Genomic DNA, 20,108 nt, shown 5'->3' on the forward strand with positions numbered 1-20,108 from the left:
CGAGCAGCGGCTACAACATTCCCTTCGCGCTGCGGCTCACCGGCGCGCTGAACGTCCCCGCGCTCGAAGCGGCCATCGTCGACGTCATCGCCCGGCACGAGACGCTGCGCACGATCTACCCCGAACACGACGGTGCCGCGACACAGGTGGTGCTGCCCGCCGAGACGAAGCTGGTCGATCTGGTGGCCCGCCCGGTGCGCTCCGGGGAGCTGCCCGACCTCATCGCCACCGCGGCGTCGAGCGGGTTCGATGTCACGGCGGAAGTCCCGCTGCGAGTTCGGTTGCTGCGCTTGGACGATAGCGAGCCGTCGATATCGCAGGGCAGCCGAGCGGTGCGGCGCGTGCACATCCTGCTGTTCGTCGTGCACCACATCGCCGCCGACGGTTGGTCTTTCGCGCCGTTGACGCGCGACCTGGCCGCCGCGTACGTCGCCCGATGCGCGGACACGATCCCGGCGTTGGGTCCGCTCCCGGTGCAGTACGCCGACTTCGCGGTGTGGCAGCGCACTGCGCTCGGCTCGGCCGAAGACCCACGCTCGGTGCTGTCGCGTCAGCTGCGGTTCTGGACGGACGAACTCACAGGCATCCCCGAGGTGCTGACATTGCCGTCGGACCGGCCACGGCCCGCGGTCGCCACCAACCGCGGTGGAGCCATTACCGGGCGACTGGATCCGCTGCTGCATCAAGAGATTCAAGACCTGGCCGCGACCCACCGGGTGACGCCGTTCATGGTGTTGCACGCCGCACTGGCGGTCGTGCTGAGCCGCTACGCCGGGACCGCCGACATCGTGATCGGAGCGCCTGTCGCGGGCCGAGGAGACGCGGCACTCGACGATCTCGTCGGCATGTTCGTCAACACCTTGGTGCTGCGCACCGAGTCTCGGCCGGACGCGACCCTGGCCGAGTTGCTGGCGACCGTCCGGGCGGCCGACCTCGCCGCCTTCGACCATGCGATGGTGCCGTTCGAGCAACTCGTCGACGCACTGAATCCGGTCCGTTCGCAGGCACACTCGCCGCTGTATCAGGTCGCGCTCACCCTGCAGAACCAGGCGGAGCCGGACTTCCAACTGCACCGGCTGAACATCGCCGCACTCGAGGTCGGCCCGGCACCGATCCAGCTGGACCTGGACTGGACGCTGACCGACCGCTACGACGCGGACGGTGGGCCCGCCGGCATCGATGTCCACCTGCACTACGCACTCGACCTGTTCGACGAGCACACCGTGTTCGGCTTCCTGGCCGCCTTCGAGCGGGCTTTGCAGGCGATGGTGCGTGACACTCGCACGTTGGTCGGGAATGTCGACCTGATGTCGGTCGCCGAACGCGGCCTGCTGCTGTGCGATCGCAACGCCACCGCCCGAGCACTGCCACCGGAGACACTCGACGACCTGCTCAGCACGCGGGCCGAAGCAAGTCCTGACGAGATCGGCGTGTACTACGAGGGCATCTCCGTGACGTACGCCGAGCTCGCGTCACAGGTGAATCGCCTTGCCCGCTGGCTGATCGCGGCGGGCGTCGGCCCGGAGACGATCGTCGGCCTGGCGGCACTGCGATCCGTCGACATGCTCGTCGCCATGTTCGCGATCGTGCGCGCGGGCGGCGCCTACCTGCCGATCGATCCAGCGCACCCCGCCGACCGGATTGCCCAGGCCATCGACGGCGCCGCAGCGGCATTGGTGCTGACAGTCGGCGGTGCGGTGCTGCCGGAACTCGACGGCGTCCGGGTGGTCGAGCTCGCTGACCTCGCCCTCGCCGACCTGTCCGACGCTCCGGTTGCCGACGCGGAACGGAGAGTGTCGCTGCGCCAGGACAATACGGCGTACGTGCTGTTCACCTCCGGCTCTACCGGCCGCCCGAAGGGCGTTGCCGTCACCCACCGCGCCATCATGAATCAGCTGCGCTGGCTGGAATTCCGCTACGAGGTGACCGTCGCCGACCGGATCCTGCAGCGTGCGCCGCTGACCTTCGACGTGTCGGTGTGGGAATGCTTCCTGCCGATCGCGGTCGGCGCGCCACTGGTGATCGCCCGTCCCAGCGGGCACCTCGACCTGGCGTACCTCGCGGATCTTGTTCGTACGCAACACATCACCATCGCCGAGTACGTGCCGTCGGTGCTCGCCGCGCTGATCGGTGAGGGTATGGGCGACGCGTTGCGATCCTTCCGGCACCTGCACTGCGGCGGCGAGGCGCTCACCCCGGATCTGCTCGCCTCGCTGCGAGCTACCTTCGACGGTGCGGTGCACAACGCCTACGGGCCGACGGAGGCGGCGATCTCGGCCGTCTTCCACGAGTTCACCGAGGCCGACGTCGACTCCGGTCGGGAACTGGCGATCGGCCGTCCCTGCTGGAACACCCGCGCCTACGTGCTCGACTCCCGATTGCGACCCGTGCCGATCGGGGTCACCGGCGAGCTGTATCTGGCGGGCGACCAGCTGGCTCGCGGCTACCAGGGACGTCCAGGGCTGACCGCGGAGCGGTTCACCGCCGATCCGTTCGGCGTACCGGGACGGCTGATGTATCGCACCGGCGACCTGGTGCGCTGGAACCGCGACGGCGATCTGGTGTACCTGGGCCGCAACGATTTCCAGATCAAGCTGCGCGGTCAGCGGATCGAGCTCGGCGAGATCGAATCGGTGCTGGCCGGGGTGGCAGGGGTGACCAACGCCGCCGTGCTGCTCGCTCGGGACACCTCCGGATATGAGTGCCTGGTCGGCTATGTCACCGGCACCGGCCTGACCCCCGACTCGGTACTCACCGAGACGCGGGATCGGTTGCCCGCGTACATGGTTCCCGCGCACCTGATCGTGCTCGACGAGATGCCATTGACGACGGCAGGCAAGCTGGACCGCGCGGCGCTGCCTGCCGCCGAATTCAGCGGCACTGCCACGGAATTCCGCGCCCCGCGCGAAGGTGTCGAGTCGGTGCTCGCCGCGTTGATCACGGACCTGGTCGGTGTGGCGGAGAACCGGATCGGCGCGGACGACGACTTCTTCGCTCGCGGCGGCAACTCATTGCTCGCCATGCGGCTCGTCGCCAGGGCCAATGCGACATTCGGTTGCGCGTTGACGGTGCGTGCGGTGTTCGAGGCGCCGACGGTGGCCGAACTCGCCACTCGGATCGCGCATTCCACCCAGCCTGCTTCTGACATCCCACGCCCGGTGCTGGCCGTTCGCGAGCGACCGGCTCGTATTCCCTTGTCACTCGCGCAGACTCGGATGTGGCTGCTGAATCGCCTCGATCCGCGATCGGGCGTCTACAACATCCCGATCACTATCAGGCTCACCGGAACACTGCACACCGGCGCACTGCGGGCAGCTTTGGGCGATGTCATCGACCGGCACGAATCGCTGCGCACCGTATTCCCTTCGGACCAGGCAGGTCCCACGCAAGTAGTGCACACCGTCGACGAGGCAGCCGAGCTGGACCTGCGTCCCGTCGACGTGACCGAAGCAGACCTCGCATCATCGGTGCCGGCGGTGACCGCCGCCGGCTTCGATCTGCGCACTGAGATGCCGGTGCGGGCCAGCCTGTTCCGCGTCTCGCCGGATAACCACGTGCTGGTCGTCGTCGTGCATCACATCGCTGCGGATGGTGTCTCGACCGCGCCACTCGCGCGCGATCTCATGATCGCCTACACCGCAAGGACTTCGGGTGCCGCCCCGCAATGGCGTCCGCTGCCGGTCCAGTACGCCGACTTCACCCTGTGGCAGCACGAGGTGCTCGGCGCGGCCGACGATCCGGATTCGCTGCTGGCCGGGCAGATCGCGCACTGGCGAACGGAACTCGCCGGGCTCGCCCCGGTTCTCGAACTGCCCGCCGACCGCCCGCGGCCGCCGGTGTCCTCCGGGCGCGGTGCCGCCGTCGAATTCACGGTGTCCGCCGCGCTGACTGATGCGGTCTCGGAGCTGGCAGGCAGACATGGTGTTTCGTCGTTCATGGTCATCCACGCCGCCTTCGCGACGGTGCTGGCCCGGCTTGCCCGAGTGGACGACGTGGCCGTCGGCACTCCGATCGCGGGGCGGTCCGAGGCGGCATTGGACGACCTGGTCGGCATGTTCGTGAACACGCTCGTGCTGCGCTCCCGCGTGGCGCCCGGTATGTCGTTCGCCGAACTGCTGCGGGATGTCCGCGACACCGATGTGCGCGCGTTCGCGCACGCCGACCTGCCCTTCGAGCGGCTCGTCGATGAACTGAATCCGGCACGCGCGCAGTCGCATTCCCCGATCGTGCAAACGCTGCTCACCTACGAGCATCGCGACGACACCGTGCTGCGGCTGCCGGGGCTCGAGGTGTCGGCCTACCCGATGGACAGCCAGGTCGCACAATTCGATCTGGCCCTCGAACTCACCGAATACCGCGCCGATGCGGGTACCGCGCTGCTCGCCGTGATGCGCTACGCGACAGACCTTTTCGATCGCGGCACCGTCGAGTCGTTCGCGGCAAGGTTCGTACGTGTGCTCGAGACCGCGGTGACGACCCCGTCCGTGCGGCTCGGCGATATCGAACTCCTGGACGCTGCAGAACGTGCGCGCGTGCTCGAACACTGGAACGACACAGCGCATCCCGTGGCTGCCGAACACACGCTGGCCTCTCTGTTCGAGGCGCAGGTGGTCAGGACGCCGGAGTCGATCGCGCTCACCTTCGAGGGAACCAGTCTGTCGTATGCGGACTTCGCGGCCCGGGTACATCGTCTGGCGCGATGGCTCATCGATCAGGGCGTTGGCCCGGATTCGCTAGTGGCGCTGGGTATGCGGCGGTCAATCGATCTGGTAGCCGGCATGTACGCGATCACCGTCGCGGGTGGCGCGTATGTGCCGATCGATCCCGATTATCCCGCCGAGCGCATCGACCACGTGCTCGCGACGGCCAGACCGGTCTGCGTGCTCACCTCCGGACAGGACCTGGATGATCTTGCGGCCCAGCAGATCCGGATCGACCGGCTCGATCTCACCGGCTACGCGCCGACCCCGCTGACACAGGTGGACCGGATCGGCGCGCTGACCTCGGCGCACACCGCCTACGTCCTCTTCACCTCCGGCTCGACCGGCCGCCCCAAGGGTGTCGCCGTACCGCATGCCGCCATCGTGAACCGGCTGCTGTGGATGCAGCACACCTACCGGCTGTCCGCCGACGACGTGGTGCTGCAGAAGACACCGGCCACCTTCGACGTTTCCGGGTGGGAATTCTTCTGGCCGTTGCAGGTTGGCGCGCGGCTTGTCATCGCCCGGCCCGATGGCCACCGTGACCCTGCCTACCTGGCCCGATTGATCATCGAGGAGCGGGTCACCACCGTCCATTTCGTGCCCGCCATGTTGTCGATGTTCATTCTCGAGCGAAGGGCAAACGAGTGCATTACGCTCCGCAACGTATTCGCCTCCGGTGAGGCATTGCCCGCGCTGGCCGCGCAGCGGGCGCGTGAGGTGATCGGAGCGCGGGTGCACAACCTGTACGGACCGACGGAGGCCACCGTCGACGTCACTTTTCACGAGGTGACCGATGCCGATGTCGTGTGCGTGCCGATCGGCCGACCGGTGTTCAATACCCAACTGCTGGTGCTGGATTCGCGGATGCGGCCGGTACCCGCCGGGGTGCCCGGGGAGCTGTATCTCGCCGGCGCGCAACTGGCGCTCGGCTACCTCGCTCGACCGGAACTGACGGCGGACCGGTTCGTCGCCAATCCATTCGTCGCCGGCGAGCGGATGTACCGCACCGGCGATCTCGTGAAGTGGACGGCCGATGGCGAAGCGGAGTACTTGGGTCGCACCGATTTTCAGGTGAAACTGCGCGGTCTGCGCATCGAACTCGGCGAGATCGAGACGGCACTGACCGCCGTGGATACGATTTCGCACGCGGTTGTCGTGCTGCATTCCGATGATCGGCTCGGTGACCGGCTGGTGGCGTACGTCGTTGCCGCCGAGGGGCATTCAGTGGACGGCAACCGGTTGCGGTCGGTGTTGGGCACGGAATTGCCCGCGTACATGGTGCCTTCGGTGATCATGTCGCTGGCCGAGTTCCCGCTCAACGGATCCGGCAAGCTCGACCGCGCAGCACTGCCCGCACCGCTTATCGAGGCGACCGACTATCGCGCGCCGGCGACCGACGCCGAACGTACGGTCGCGGACATCATCGGCGAGCTACTAGGCCTCGACCAGGTCGGCGCGGACGACGATTTCTTCGCCCTCGGCGGCAACTCCCTGATCGCGACACAGGTCGCGGCCCGGCTCGGCACCGCGTTCGACGCCGAGATCCCGGTGCGGATGCTGTTCGAGGCACCGACCGTCGCCGGACTCGCGGCACGGGCCGGACGGCACATCGGTACCGGCAACAGGCCGCCGCTCACGGCACGTCCGCGCCCTGAACGGGTGCCGCTGTCGCCCGCCCAGCAGCGCATGTGGTTCCTCAACCGCTTCGACCCGACCGGCACCGTGCACAACATCCCGGTAGTCGTCCGGCTCACCGGCTACCTCGACCCGAATACGCTGACCGCCGCCATCGCCGATGTGGTCGGCAGGCACGAAACGCTGCGCACCGTGTACCCGGATATCGACGGCACCGGCTACCAACGGATTCTCGACGCCGACCATGTACCGCCGCTGCACACGCTGGATTCGGCCGCATCGCTGCCGGAATTCGTCGCTACGCCGTTCGATGTGACCGGCGAGGTGCCGTTGCGTATCAGCCTGATCCGCTTGACGGATCGTGCGCACCTGCTCGCCCTGGTCGTGCATCACATTGCCGCCGACGGCTTCTCGATGGCCCCGCTGGCGCGCGACATCGCTACCGCATACGCGGCGCGCGCCACCAGAACAACACCCGCCTGGGCCGAATTGGCGGTCCAGTACGCCGATTACGCGCTGTGGCAACGGGAAGTTCTGGGTGCCGAGGACGATTCGGACTCGGTCGCCGCCCGCCAACTGAGCTACTGGCAGGAAGCGTTGCGCGCCTTGCCCGTACAGCTCGATCTGCCCACCGACCGACCGCGCCCGGCGGTCGCCACCCATCGGGCGGCCAGCACGACCATCGCGCTGGACAGCACTGTCCGCGACGGCATAGCCGCCGTGGCGGCCCGCTATGACGCGACCCCGTTCATGGTGGTGCACGCCGCGCTCGCCACCCTGCTGGCGCGACTGTCCGGCAGCGGCGACATCGCCATCGGCGCGCCGATCGCGGGCCGTGGCGCCGCTGCCCTCGACGACCTGGTCGGCATGTTCGTCAACACCCTCGTGCTGCGGGCCGAGGTCGCCGGGGCGGATCCGTTCGCCGCGGTCCTGCGCCGCGTGCGTGCCGGCGACCTCGACGCCTTCGCCAACGCGGACGTGCCGTTCGAGCGACTCGTCGAGGTGCTCGATCCGGTGCGATCCGAGGCGCGGCATCCGCTCTTCCAGATCGCGCTGTTCTTCCAGAATCTCGCCGACGTCGAGCTGGATATGGCGGGAGTCGCCGTCGCCGAGCACGAGCTGGATTACGAGACAACACCATTCGATCTGCAGCTGACCGTGACCGACGACGTGCTCCGGTTCACGTACGCCACCGACCTTTTCGACGAGAGCACCATCGCGACCCTCGGCTCCCGATTCGTCCGGCTGCTGGGTGCCGTCACCACGGATCCCGAGCAGGTGATCGGTGACATCGACCTGTTCGGCACCGGCGAGCTGCATCGAGTGGTGACCGAGTGGAACGACTCGGCGCACACCGCCTGCCTCGCCGAGATGCTCCTCGACGAATTCGAGGCACAGGCCGCGGCGACACCGGACGATCCGGCGCTGATCTACGTTCCGGACGACGCCACGGCCGCGACGACGATGACCTACGGCGAGCTCGACCGCAGGACCAACCAGCTGGCCCGCCATCTGATAGCGGCCAATGTCGGACCGGAATCGTTGGCGGCGTTGGCGATCCGGCGTTCGGTGGACTTGGTCGTCGCCATGTACGCGGTGCTCAAAGCGGGCGGCGCCTACGTACCGATCGATCCGGACCATCCGGCCCGGCGGATCGCGCACATCCTCGATACCGCCCGGCCCGCAGTGCTGCTCACCACCACGGCCGATCGGGCGAGCATCGATTACACCGGTCCGATCATGTGCGTGGACGGTCTTGCGCTCGACGGATACGCCGATGACCCGATCGCCGTGCACGAACGCATCGCGCCGATCCACCCGCAGCACCCGGCGTACGTGATCTTCACCTCCGGCTCCACCGGAAAACCCAAGGGCGTCAGCGTCTCCCACGCCGCGATCGTCAACCAGATGACCTGGATGCAGTCCGAATACCAACTCGCCGCCGAGGATGTGTATCTGCAGAAGACGGCCACCACCTTCGATGTATCGCTGTGGGGTTATTTCCTGCCGTTGCGCATCGGCGCCACCCTGGTGCTCGCCGCCCCGGACGGCCATCGCGATCCGGGCTACCTGACCGAGGTGATCGCCGACCATGGCATCACTGTCACCGATTTCGTGCCCTCGATGCTCAGCGTCTTCGCTGGGCACATCGAAACCGCCGGTCTGCGTACGGATCTCGCCTCGCTCCGCACCGTCTTCGTGATCGGCGAGGCGCTACCCGCCGAGACGGTGCGGGCCTTCAGTGCCGTCAGTCCGGCCGGGCTGCACAACCTGTACGGCCCGACCGAGGCGGCGGTGAGCATCACCTACCGCGACGTCACCGGCGAAATCGACCGCACAGTCCTCCCGATCGGCAACCCGGAGTGGAACAGCCGGGTCTACGTGCTGGATTCGCGGCTACGCCCGACCCTGCCCGGCGTCGCGGGCGAGTTGTACCTCGCCGGTACCCAGCTGGCGCGCGGCTACCACGCAAGACCTGATCTGACCGCGGATCGGTTCGTGGCCAACCCCTTCGGCACGCCTGGTGAGCGCATGTACCGCACCGGCGACCTCGTGCGCTGGGATACCCACGGTGACGCCGCAGAGCTGATGTACCTGGGCCGCACCGACTTCCAGGTGAAGTTCCGCGGCCAGCGCCTCGAGCTGGGCGAGATCGAGGCGGCCCTTGCCGCCGTACCGGGCGTATCCCAAGCAGCCGCAGCAGTAGTCGCCACTCGCACCGGTGACCAACTTGTCGGTTACGTGACCACGCAAGCCCTGGTGGCCGAAAGTGACGTGCTGGGCGCAGTCGGTGAGACCTTGCCGTCTTATATGGTCCCGTCGACAGTCGTTGTGCTGGAGGCTTTCCCGCTCAACGCTTCCGGGAAGCTGGACCGAAAAGCGCTGCCGGAACCCGTGTTCGATCGAGTGACCTACCGTGCGCCGATCACCCCGGCCGAACGTCTAGTGGCCGAAGCTTTCGAGACAGTGCTGGCGAACGGTCCGATAGGCACCGATGACAGCTTCTTCGACCTGGGCGGCAACTCCCTGATCGCCACCCGTGTGATCGCCCGGCTCGGTGCGCGCCTCGGCCATCGCGTTCCTGTCCGGTTGGTCTTCGAGGCGCCGACCGTGCGCGCGCTGGCCGCTCGGATCACCGATGAGGCTGCCGCGCTGGAACACTCGGTGCCGCTCATCGCGGGTCCCCGCCCGGCGACGATTCCACTGGCACCGGTGCAGCGCGGCATGTGGTTCCTCAACCGGCTCGACCCCGCCTCGGCCACCCACAACATCCCGGTCGCGCTGCGCATCGCGGGCGAACTCGACGTGGTGGCGCTGCGTGCGGCGTTCGCCGATGTCGTTGCCAGGCACGAGGTGTTGCGCACGCGGTACCCGGTGGACGCCACCGGCAGCGGCCATCAGGTGATCCTGCCCGCCGAGCCGACACCGGTACCCCTCGTCACGGAGGAGCTCGACGGGCGCCCGGTTGCCGAGCGGATCGCCGAATTCCTGGTCGCCGGTTTCGATGTCACCACCGAAGTGCCGGTGCGCGCGGTGCTCCTACGTGCCGACGCGTCCGAGCACGTGTTGGTCGTGGTGCTGCACCACGTCGCCGCCGACGGCTATTCGATGAGCCCCCTGCTACGAGACCTGCTGTCCGCCTACCTATCTCGCGTGCTGGATACAACGCCGAACTGGCCGGAACTTCCCGCGCAGTACGCCGACTACGCCCTGTGGCAGACCGATGCGGTGAATTCCACGGCAGCGGAGCAACTCTCGTATTGGGCGGAGACGCTGCACGACCTTCCCGCGGAACTGGCGCTCCCGGCAGACCGTCCGCGCCCGGCCATTGCCACCGAGCGCGGTGCGAGCGTGCGGGCCCGAGTCGGCCGCGAGGTCGCCAGCCGATTGAGTGACATCGCGTTGCAGCACAACGCAACTCCGTTCATGGTGGTGCACGCTGCCTTGGCCGTGCTGCTGGCCCGGCTGTCCGGTTCCGGCGATATCCCGATCGGCACCCCGGTGGCCGGACGCGGCGAGGCGGCCCTCGATGACCTGGTCGGTATGTTCGTCAACACCGTGGTCCTGCGCACCCGGCTGGATCTCGACCGATCGTTCACCGACCTGATCGCCCAGACCAGGGCCACCGACCTGGCCGCATTCGACAACGCGACCGTGCCGTTCGAGCGCGTCGTCGACGAATTGGGTATCGAACGCTCCCCGGCCAGGCATCCACTTTTCACCGTCGCGCTGAGCTACCTGAATACCGGCGCGGCCACCTACTCGGTGCCCGGCCTCGACCTCACCGCGGTCGAATTCGACGAACCCGTTGCCCGGTTCGATCTGCAGTTCACCGTCGCCGCCGAGCCGGACGCAGACGGACACCTTGCCGTCGAACTCGATTACGCCACTGACCTTTTCGACGAGGCCACCGCAGCGAGCCTGCTACGCCGGTTCGGTCGTCTACTCGGCACACTCACCGCTGATCCGGATAAGCCGATCGGCGCAGCGGACCTGCTCGCCCCGGCCGAACGCGCCGAGTTACTGGCCAGGCGCGGTGCGGAACCCGTCGAACCGCGCACCCTCGCCGAACTGATGACCGCAGCGGTGGCCATGAACCCCGACGCCACCGCACTGATCGCGACGGATCGCACGCTGACCTACCGCGCACTCGACGAACAGTCCTCGCGCCTGGCCAGAATGCTGATCGGGCACGGGATCGGTGCCGAGGACGTGGTCGCCATCGCCATACCCCGCTCGGTCGAGTCACTGCTCGCCGTGTGGGCGGTAGCAAAGACCGGCGCCGCTTTCGTTCCCGTCGACCCGACCTATCCCGCTGAGCGCATCACCCACATGCTCTCGGATTCCGCGGCCGCCATCGGACTGACGACGAGCAGGTCGTCCCGCGCCCTACCGGCAGACACCGAATGGCTGGTGCTCGACGCACCCGCGACCGCAGCGAGGATGCGGCACACCAGCGCGGCCCCGATTGCTGTCAACGAGCTGATTCGCCCTGCGCACGTGGGCAATCCGGCCTGGATGGTTTACACCTCCGGGTCGACCGGAACCCCGAAGGGCGTGCTCGCGACGCACGCCGGTCTCGCCGGAGTGGCCTGCGCCCAACGCGATCGGTACGAGATCACCGCCGCCGCCCGGATCCTGCACGTGGCCTCACCGAGCTTCGACGCGGCCATGCTCGAACTGCTGCTCGCACTGTCGGCGGGCGCCGCACTGGTGATCGCGCCGGCCGGCGTCTACGGCGGCGCCGAGCTGACGACACTCCTGCGCGAGCAACGCGTGTCGCACGCCTTCCTCACCCCCGCCGTGGTGCGCACCCTGGACCCGACCGACCTCGATGACCTCCGGCACCTGACCGTCGGCGGCGAGTCCTATGGCCCGGACATGGTGCGCCGCTGGGGAATCGATCGCGCCTTCTACAACACCTACGGCCCCACCGAGACAACGATCATCGCCACGATCAGCGCCCGCCTGCGCCCGGGCGACCAGTTCGATATGGGCACACCGATCCACGGCATGTCCGCGGTGATCCTCGATGCCCGGCTGCGGCCGGTCCCGGTCGGCGTCACCGGTGAGCTGTATCTGCGCGGCCCTGGCCTGGCCCGGGGGTATCACACGCGACCTGGACTTTCGGCCGAGCGGTTCGTCGCCGACCCGCACGGTCCCGCGGCCGGACGCCTCTACCGGACTGGGGATCTGGTCCGGTGGACCACGGCGGGCGCGATCCGCTACGTTGGGCGCTCGGATCAGCAAGTGAAGGTACGTGGGTTGCGCATCGAACTCGGCGAGATCGATGCGGTGCTCACCACGCACGCGTCGGTCGAGGCAGCGGCCACCCTGGGGCACACCGATGCCGCAGGCGTGACGTCGCTGGTTTCCTATGTGGTCGGCCGGGCGATAGACACCGAAGAGCTGCGGACCTTCGCCGGTCGCTCGCTGGCGGCCTACATGGTGCCCGCCACCGTCATGGTGCTCGACGAACTCCCGCTGACCCCGGTCGGCAAGCTCGATCGGAAGGCACTGCCGGAGCCGGAATTCCGGGTGGCCGAGTTCCGTGCGCCACGGACCGCTGCGGAGCAGACCGTCGTCGAGGTCATCGCGGATGTGCTCGGCTTTGCCGGGCCGATCGGACTCGATGACGACTTCTTCGCCCTCGGCGGAAACTCGTTGACCGCAACACAACTCGCCGCTCGACTCGGCAACAGGCTGGCCGTCGATATCGGTGTGCGGCAGGTATTCGAGCACCCGACCGTCGCCGCGCTCGCTGCTTGCGGTGCGGCGCAGTCGGGTCCGGTGTTGACGAGGCGCGTCGAAGCCGGTCCGGTGCCACTGTCGCTGGCACAGCAACGCATGTGGTTCCTCAACCGCCTCGATCGGCAATCCACCGCGTACAACATCCCACTCGCCGTCCGACTGACCGGCGATCTCGACATCGCCGCACTCAATGCCGCGATCGCGGACGTGGTCGACCGGCACGAGGTGCTGCGCACCGTCTACCCGCAGCATGACTCGGGTCCGGTGCAGGTGGTGCTCCCGGCGGGGGAGTCGGGGACGCCGGTGCTCGCGCCCATCGCCATCCCCGCCGACGACCTCGCCGCCGCCGTCGCGGACTTCGTCGGCGACGGATTCGATGTCGCCGAGGCGGTTCCGGTGCGGGCCCGGTTGTTCGTGCCGGTCGAAGCCGACGCGGTGGCGCGCGAGCACGTGCTGGTGGTCGTCGTGCATCACATCGCCGCCGACGGTTCGTCGTTGGTGCCGCTGGCCCGCGATGTGATGGTCGCCTATGCCGCCCGCAGGCAAGGTCACGCGCCCGAATGGATGCCGCTTCCGGTCCAATACGCCGACTACAGCCGATGGCAGCGCGAGCTCCTCGGCACCGAGGACGAATCGAATTCGCTGGTCTCGCGCCAACTCCGGTTCTGGACCGACACCCTGGCCGGGCTGCCCGCCCAATTGCCCCTGCCCACCGATCGGCCGCGTCCGGCCATCGTCGCCACCCGGGGCGGTCATGTCGACTTCGCGATCGACGCGCGGTCGCACGCCGGGCTGATCGTGCTCGGCCGGGAGTCGGGGGCCACGCTGTTCATGGTGTTGCACGCCGCGTTCGCGGTGCTGCTCGCCCGGTTGTCGGGCACCGCGGACATCGCGGTCGGCACCCCGGTCGCCGGGCGCGGTGCCGCCGAACTCGATGACGTGGTCGGCATGTTCGTGAACACGCTCGTGCTGCGAGCCCGGGTCGACGCGGGCAACGGGTTCACCGAGCTGCTCGATCAGGTGCGCACCGCCGACGTGGCCGCGTTCGCCAACGCCGACGTCCCGTTCGAGCGTCTGGTCGAGGTGCTGAACCCGGAGCGATCCACCGCGCGGCACCCGCTGTTCCAGGTCGGTTTCTCCTTCCACAATCAGGCCGGAGCAGACTTCGCCTTGGACGGATTGACTGCCACCGCAGTCGATTTCGACGCCGAGGTGGCGCAGTTCGATCTGCATCTGGTGGTCACCGATCGCTACGACGCCGACGGTGTCCCGACCGGGCTGGCGGCCTCGATCACCTACGCGACCGCGCTGTTCGACGAGAGCACCGTCGCCGGCTTCGCCGGTCGGCTGCAACGACTGCTCGACGCGGTCTGCGCCGCCCCGCAGCTGCCCGTCGGCGATCTCGCCCTGCTCGACCCGGCCGAGTCCGAGCGCATGTTGGTCGCCTGGAACCGGTCTGAGCGGGAATTCGACTCGGCCACACTGACTACCGCCTTCGAGGCACAGGTTGCCCTTACCTCGGACGCGGTGGCCATCGTCGACGACGCCGAGACACTCACCTACGGCGAATTCGGTGCGCGAGTGAACCGGTTGGCCCGCGTGCTGATCGGCCGCGGCGTCGGACCGGAATCGATTGTCGCCCTGGCTATTCCACGTAGCGTCGAGCTGCTGGTCGCGATGTACGCGGTGGTTACCGCAGGCGGTGCCTACCTGCCACTCGATCCGGCCCACCCCCTGGACCGGACCGTGCGGATACTCACCGCGGCGAGCCCGGAACTGGTGCTGACCTCGGCAACCCAGCCGATGCTGCCCGTCACCGTGTCGAACCACGCCGTCGTGCTGGATATCTCGATGATCGACCCGTCCGTCGACGCGCGGCCGGTGCGCGACAGCGAGCGGTCGGCGCCGCTGTCGCCGTCGAACACCGCGTATCTCATCTTCACCTCGGGCTCCACCGGAACCCCGAAGGGCGTTGCCGTTCCGCACGCGGCGGTCGCCCATCAGCTGGCCTGGATGCAATCCGAATACGCCCTCGGCGCCGACGACGCCACCCTGCTGATGACATCGGCGGCCTTCGACCTCTCGATCTGGGAATTCTGGTGGGCGCTCCGGACCGGCGCCCGGATCGTGCTGGCTCCGGCCGCCGCCCACCGTGATCCGGCGCGGGTGCTCGAGCTGATCCGGCGTGCCTCGATCACCACGGTGACGCTGGTGCCGTCGCTGCTCGCCATGCTGGCCGAGGTGGCAGGCGATCGGCTGCCGGGCAGCTTGCGCAGGCTGCTCGTCATCGGTGAACCGCTGCCCGCCACCACGGTGCACCGGGTGAGTGGCCGGACCGGCGCCCGGATCGACAACCTGTACGGGCCTACCGAGGCCGCGGTGTCGGTGACGCGATATCGGACCGGACAGGTGACACGACACACACTGGTGCCCATCGGCACGCCGGAATCCGGCAGCCGGGTCTATGTGCTTGACGATCGACTGCACCCGGTCCCGACCGGCGTGACCGGCGAGTTGTATCTCGGCGGCGCGCAATTGGCCCGCGGCTACCACGGCAGGCCCGAATTGACCGCTGAGCGGTTCGTGGCGGATCCGTTCGGCGCGCGGGGCACCCGGTTGTACCGCACGGGTGATCTGGTGCGCTGGGGCGCCGATGGGAACCTCGAATACGTCGAGCGCCGCGACTTCCAGGTGAAGGTCCGCGGTTACCGCATCGAACTGGCCGAGATCGAGCATGCGTTGCGGTCGCGGCCCTCGGTGTCCGAGGCGATCGTCGTCGCGCAGCACACCGGCGACGAGAACGCCATGTTGGCCGGGTATTTCACCGCCACCGAGGCGGTCGATACGGACCTGTTGCGGGCCACCGTTGCGGAACTGCTGCCGAGCTACATGGTGCCCGCCGTGCTGCGGCAGCTGGAAACGCTGCCGCGCAACGCCAACGGCAAGGTCGATCGGGCCGCATTGCCCAAGCCCGAGGTGCGCACCACCGAGTTCCGCGCCCCCGCGACCGAACTGGAGCGGCAGTGCTGCGCCGGCTTCGCCGAGGTGCTCGGCGCCGACCGGATCGGCCTGGACGACAACTTCTTCGAACACGGCGGCAATTCACTGCTCGCGACCCGCCTCGTCACCCGGCTGAGCGCCGCTCTCGGCGAGCCGATTCCGGTGGTCTGGCTGTTCTCCGCGCCGACGCCGGGGGCCATGGTGACCCAATTGACACAGCATCGGTCCGGCCGTGGCCGAGTCGACACGGCCGCCGCGTTCGACGTGCTGCTGCCCTTGCGGGCCGGCGGATCGCGTGAGCCGCTGTTCTGCCTCCATCCGGCGGGCGGCGTCGCGTGGTCCTTCGCCGGGCTCGCCGCCCACATCGACCCGGAGCGCGGCGTCTACGGCATCCAGTCGCCCGCACTGAGTTCCGCGGCGCCGCTGCCGGAGTCGATCGAGGACTGGGCGGCCCGGTATGTGCGCGAGATCCGCGCCGTCCAGCCGGAGGGGCCGTACCACCTGCTCGGCTGGTCGCTCGGCGGCGTGCTCGCGCACGCGGTCGCGGTCCAATTGCAGGCCGCCGGGGCGCATGTCGCGTTGCTCGCCATGATGGACAGCTCGCGGCACGCCACCGTCGACGAATCCGCGAAGATCCCGCTGGCGGATCTACTCGGCGGGCTGCTCGGCGAACAAGACGCCGAACTGAACCTCGACCAAATGGCGCGGCGGATGGCCGATTTGCCCGAACCGCTAGCCTCATTCGGCACCGAGCGGCTCGGCCGGGTGCTGGCCGCGGGAGCCCGCGCGCCGCACCTGATCACGCGCTACCGGCCCCGGCCCTACAAGGGCGACCTCGTCTATTTCACTGCGGCCCTCGACGATCCCACCGGCGCGACCGGGGCCGCGACCTGGGCGGATGCCGTCGACGGCACCGTGCACAACCACGCCGTGCACACCACGCACTGGCGGATGACCACCGAGTCGGCGCTGGCCAGGATCGGCCACGTCCTCACCGCCCTGCTGGAGCTCGCTGACCGCACCTGAGACCCCTCATACCTGACCCAACCAGGAAGAAGGAAAACCGGATGAACAACCCTTTCGACGACGATGGCGCACAGTTCTACGTGCTGATCAATGTGGAGGGCGAGCATTCCCTCTGGCCGATCTTCGCCGCCGTACCGGGCGGATGGACCATCGCCTACGGTGCCGCCCCGCGTAAAGCCTGTCTGCACTACGTCGAAACCCATTGGCTCGATATGCGACCCAAGTCACTCATCGAGGCCATGTCCAACGAAAGTCCCTGAGGTTCAGGGAAACCGCCCAAATCCACCCGTATAGGCGGGGCACGTCGGTCCACATCCCCCCTGCTGACCGGCGCGCCCCGCCCCCTACTCGTACTTCGCTGCGCCCCAGTGCATCATGGACGTATGACGAATCAACGGTTCACCCCCTCGCTGCCGGAAACGTTGATCGAAGCGGCCCGTCGCTGGGCGGGCGGGCGGCCGACACCCGCACAAACGCAACAGATCAGCGGCTGGCTGGACGCGATCATGCAGCGCGGCCGCACCGAGGACGCCGCGAAGTCCTAGCGCCGCAGCGGCGCCCGGCAGCGGGCCGCCCGAGACCTCACCGACGAGCAATTCCAACGGTGAGCTCCGGCAGACCCGCCGGTGTCGAATGCCGCTCCGCTATGCCTTCGTTCGCGCCGACTCGATCACCGAGCGGGCATGCTGGCGCCACTCGGTGACCGTGCGCCCGCGAAATCCGGTGAGCGCCGCGTCGAACTGCCTGGCGCGCTTGGTGACGGTCAGCCCGATATAGGTGTGATGACTGGTGATCGCTTGTGTCGCAACGGAACACGCTTCATCGATCTCGCCCGCACTCAGCAACGCGGTGGCGTGCTCGAAGCGGACCAGCGCGGGCTCCATTGTTTCCTGCGGGTCGTACAGGGTGAGTGCGCGGGCCGCGGCCTTGGCGGTTTCGGCCGCGCGGCCGAGATTGGAGTAGCCGATCGCCTGATAGAAGGCGAGCTTTTCCGGGCGATAGGAAAAGATCCCCACCGTAAGCTCTTCTTGCCCAACATTTTCCAATGCGCGGCCGGATTTCTCGATACACCGAGCAAACTGGACGGCATTTCCCAAGCTGGCGTGCGCCCTGGCCGCCATTCCCCACAACCAGGCCGCCGCGGGGCCGTGTGCCGGATTTTCTTCGAGACGTCCGCCGAGCAAGTTCAAGACTTCCTTCGGCTTGTCACTATACGTCGGTAAATAAGCGAGACCGGCAAGCGCGATATCCTCGGAATAGCGATCACCGATGTCTTGCGCGGCGTGGATCGCGGTGCCGTACCACATCCTGGCCTGTCCCAAATGTCCTTCGTTGAACAGGATTTCGCCGACCACGTTGGCCAGCCTGCCCGCCGTGCGCACCAGCCGGACCTGATGGTGGGTGGCCTGCCGCTGCGCGAGAGTGCCACGGACAGTACGGAATTGCTCGAGTGTGGTCTGTAGCAGCTCGTGCGGCGGCACCTGCACCACGCGTTTACCCAGCGCCTCCGCCGACTGCTCCAGCAGCCCGAGTCGCCGCTCGCTGATCGAGCCCGCATCCAAGGTGGCCAGCATCTTCTCCGGCTCGCCCGCGACCAGGTCGGCGGCCTTGCCGGTCAGGCCAACCCCGATGCAGGCCAATAACTCTCGCCTTCTCACGTCGTCATCCTCGACTTCCTTGTCGAGCCCGATGTCCCTACCGAGCTGGGTTTCCGTATCGAGCGCCGAGTCGATGACTTCGGGTTCGAAGTCGGTACCCCGGCCCGCGGTGACGGCACGCTCGAATCGTGCGACGACGACCGGATCGGCTTCTGACACAACTCGGTCGAGCAGACGTTGGCTTGCGGCATGCATCCGGGTTGTCCGGCCGTTTTCCCACAAGACCACGGTGCGCGGGGTGACGCCCACCAGACGCGCGAATTCGTAACGACTTCGCCGCATCGCGGCGCGAAGCGCACGGACATCCTCGCCCGTCCAGTCGATCTCAACCATAGGTCCTGACTCCTCGCACCAGGCTGATACAAACGGAAACTACCCGCAATTACCGCATTCGGGTCTGTTATCTACCGAATCGCAACATGCACGCTGAATCAGCACCCGGCGCCGGGGTTCTGCCCAAACCCTTACCAGGGCGCCGGCATTCCGGAATCTGACGCACGGTCCTGACACGGCCCGATCCATCCGTGTCGAGCGGGATTCCGGGGCGCCTTTAGGCGCCGGGTGCACTGACTTTACGTGGAGGTGAACAATGGACGTATTGCACTCGGATGTACGAGAATTGTGGCTGGTACAGAGCCGGGACTGCACACAAGATCCGGTGGGCCTCAGCTACGAACGAGCGCGGTTCATCCTCACCGTGCACGGTGGTCACGGCGCCCGCTGTCACCAATACCTCGCCGCCTCCGCCTACTGCTTCCACAGGTCCCTCGGCAAATGAGCAAGGCGGGCCCGGCCGAAGCCGAGCCCGCCCTGTTTCGGAGATTGGTTCAGGCTGCCGCGGACAGCGCCTCGAACTCCTTGTCGGTCAGCGTGATCCGCGCGCCGTCGGTGTTCTCCTCGAGATGCGCGATGCTGGAGGTGCCCGGAATGGGTAGCATCACCGGCGAACGGCGCAGCAGCCAGGCCAGCGCGAGCTGTGCGGGAGTCGCGCCGTGTTCCTTGGCGATCGCGTCGAGCGGCCCGCCCGGCTTGGCGAGTTCACCGGTGGCGATGGGGAACCACGGGATGAACGCGATGTTCTCCCGCTCGGCGTAGTCGAGCACATCCTCGTCGGTGCGGTTGGCCAGGTTGTAGAGGTTCTGCACCGAGACGATGGTGGCGATCTCGCGGGCCTGCCGCAGCTCCTCGACGCTCACCTGGGACACGCCGATGTGGCGGATTTTGCCCTCCTGCTGGAGCAGCACGAGCTCGCCGAGCTGATCGGCCAGCGGCACCTTCGGATCGATGCGGTGCAGCTGGTAGAGGCCGATCTGTTCGAGGCCGAGGTGGCGCAGGCTGAGTTCGGTTTGCTGGCGCAGGTATTCGGGCCTGCCCACCGCACGCCAGTCGCCGGGACCGCTGCGGGTGAACCCGCCCTTGGTGGCGATCACCAGGTCATCGGCGTAGGGATGCAAGGCCTTTCGAATGAGCTGCTCGCTGACGAACGGACCGTAGGAATCGGCGGTGTCGATGAAGTTGATGCCGAGTTCGGCCGTCCGGCGCAGCACCCGGACCGCCTCGTCGGGATCCTTCGGATCACCCCAGACGCCGGGGCCGGTGAGCTGCATCGCCCCGTAGCCGAGCCGGTGGACGGGGAGGTCACCGCCGAGCGCGAAGGTGCCGGACGCTTCGGCGGGCCGTGCGTGGAGGTTGGTGCTCATAAGTTCGGTTCCTTCCGAAGTGGAATTACGCGAAAGCGGACGAGCCGATACGACGTCGCGCGGCGACGTTGCTTCCGCAAGCAACGTCTGTACCGCGCCGTCGATTCCCCGCACGAGGGTTGCGTTCGCAGCGA

6 protein-coding genes (1 of these 6 only partly in view) are annotated in these 20,108 nt (G+C 67.8%); 4 read left to right on the top strand and 2 right to left on the bottom strand.

The window, feature by feature from the left end; all coding sequences use genetic code 11:
- The 3 genes from ACIBK2_RS29700 to ACIBK2_RS29710 all read left to right on the top strand — a co-directional run.
- Positions 1–16,616, top strand: partial view of a non-ribosomal peptide synthase/polyketide synthase gene (locus tag ACIBK2_RS29700; protein ID WP_396971819.1) — the 3' portion only. 8,632 nt of this gene lie to the left of the window's left edge; 16,616 of the gene's 25,248 nt are visible here — the last part of the coding sequence; its start codon lies off the left edge, out of view; its stop codon occupies positions 16,614–16,616.
- Positions 16,617–16,657: 41 nt separating this feature from the next.
- On the top strand, positions 16,658–16,876 hold the full coding sequence (locus tag ACIBK2_RS29705) for an MbtH family protein (RefSeq protein ID WP_396971821.1): 219 nt from the start codon (positions 16,658–16,660) through the stop codon (positions 16,874–16,876).
- A gap of 123 nt (positions 16,877–16,999) precedes the next feature.
- Positions 17,000–17,161, top strand: coding sequence for a hypothetical protein (locus ACIBK2_RS29710; RefSeq protein ID WP_396971823.1), 162 nt, complete (start codon positions 17,000–17,002; stop codon positions 17,159–17,161).
- A gap of 99 nt (positions 17,162–17,260) precedes the next feature.
- Here the strand turns inward: ACIBK2_RS29710 and ACIBK2_RS29715 are convergent, their stop codons facing one another.
- Complete coding sequence (locus ACIBK2_RS29715; RefSeq protein WP_396971825.1) at positions 17,261–18,607, bottom strand: helix-turn-helix domain-containing protein; 1,347 nt, start codon at positions 18,605–18,607, stop codon at positions 17,261–17,263.
- A gap of 256 nt (positions 18,608–18,863) precedes the next feature.
- On the opposite strand from ACIBK2_RS29715, the gene ACIBK2_RS29720 reads away from it, so the two are divergent.
- Positions 18,864–19,052, top strand: a complete 189-nt coding sequence (locus ACIBK2_RS29720; RefSeq protein WP_396971827.1) for a hypothetical protein — start codon at positions 18,864–18,866, stop codon at positions 19,050–19,052.
- Between the two features lie 49 nt (positions 19,053–19,101).
- Here ACIBK2_RS29720 and ACIBK2_RS29725 read toward each other — a convergent pair whose 3' ends face one another.
- Positions 19,102–19,974 carry an aldo/keto reductase gene (locus ACIBK2_RS29725; RefSeq protein WP_396971829.1) on the bottom strand — a complete coding sequence of 291 codons (873 nt, stop codon included), beginning with the start codon at positions 19,972–19,974 and terminating at the stop codon, positions 19,102–19,104.
- Positions 19,975–20,108: the final 134 nt, after the last annotated feature.

This window comes from Nocardia sp. NPDC050175, assembly GCF_044459885.1.
GTDB lineage: Bacteria > Actinomycetota > Actinomycetes > Mycobacteriales > Mycobacteriaceae > Nocardia.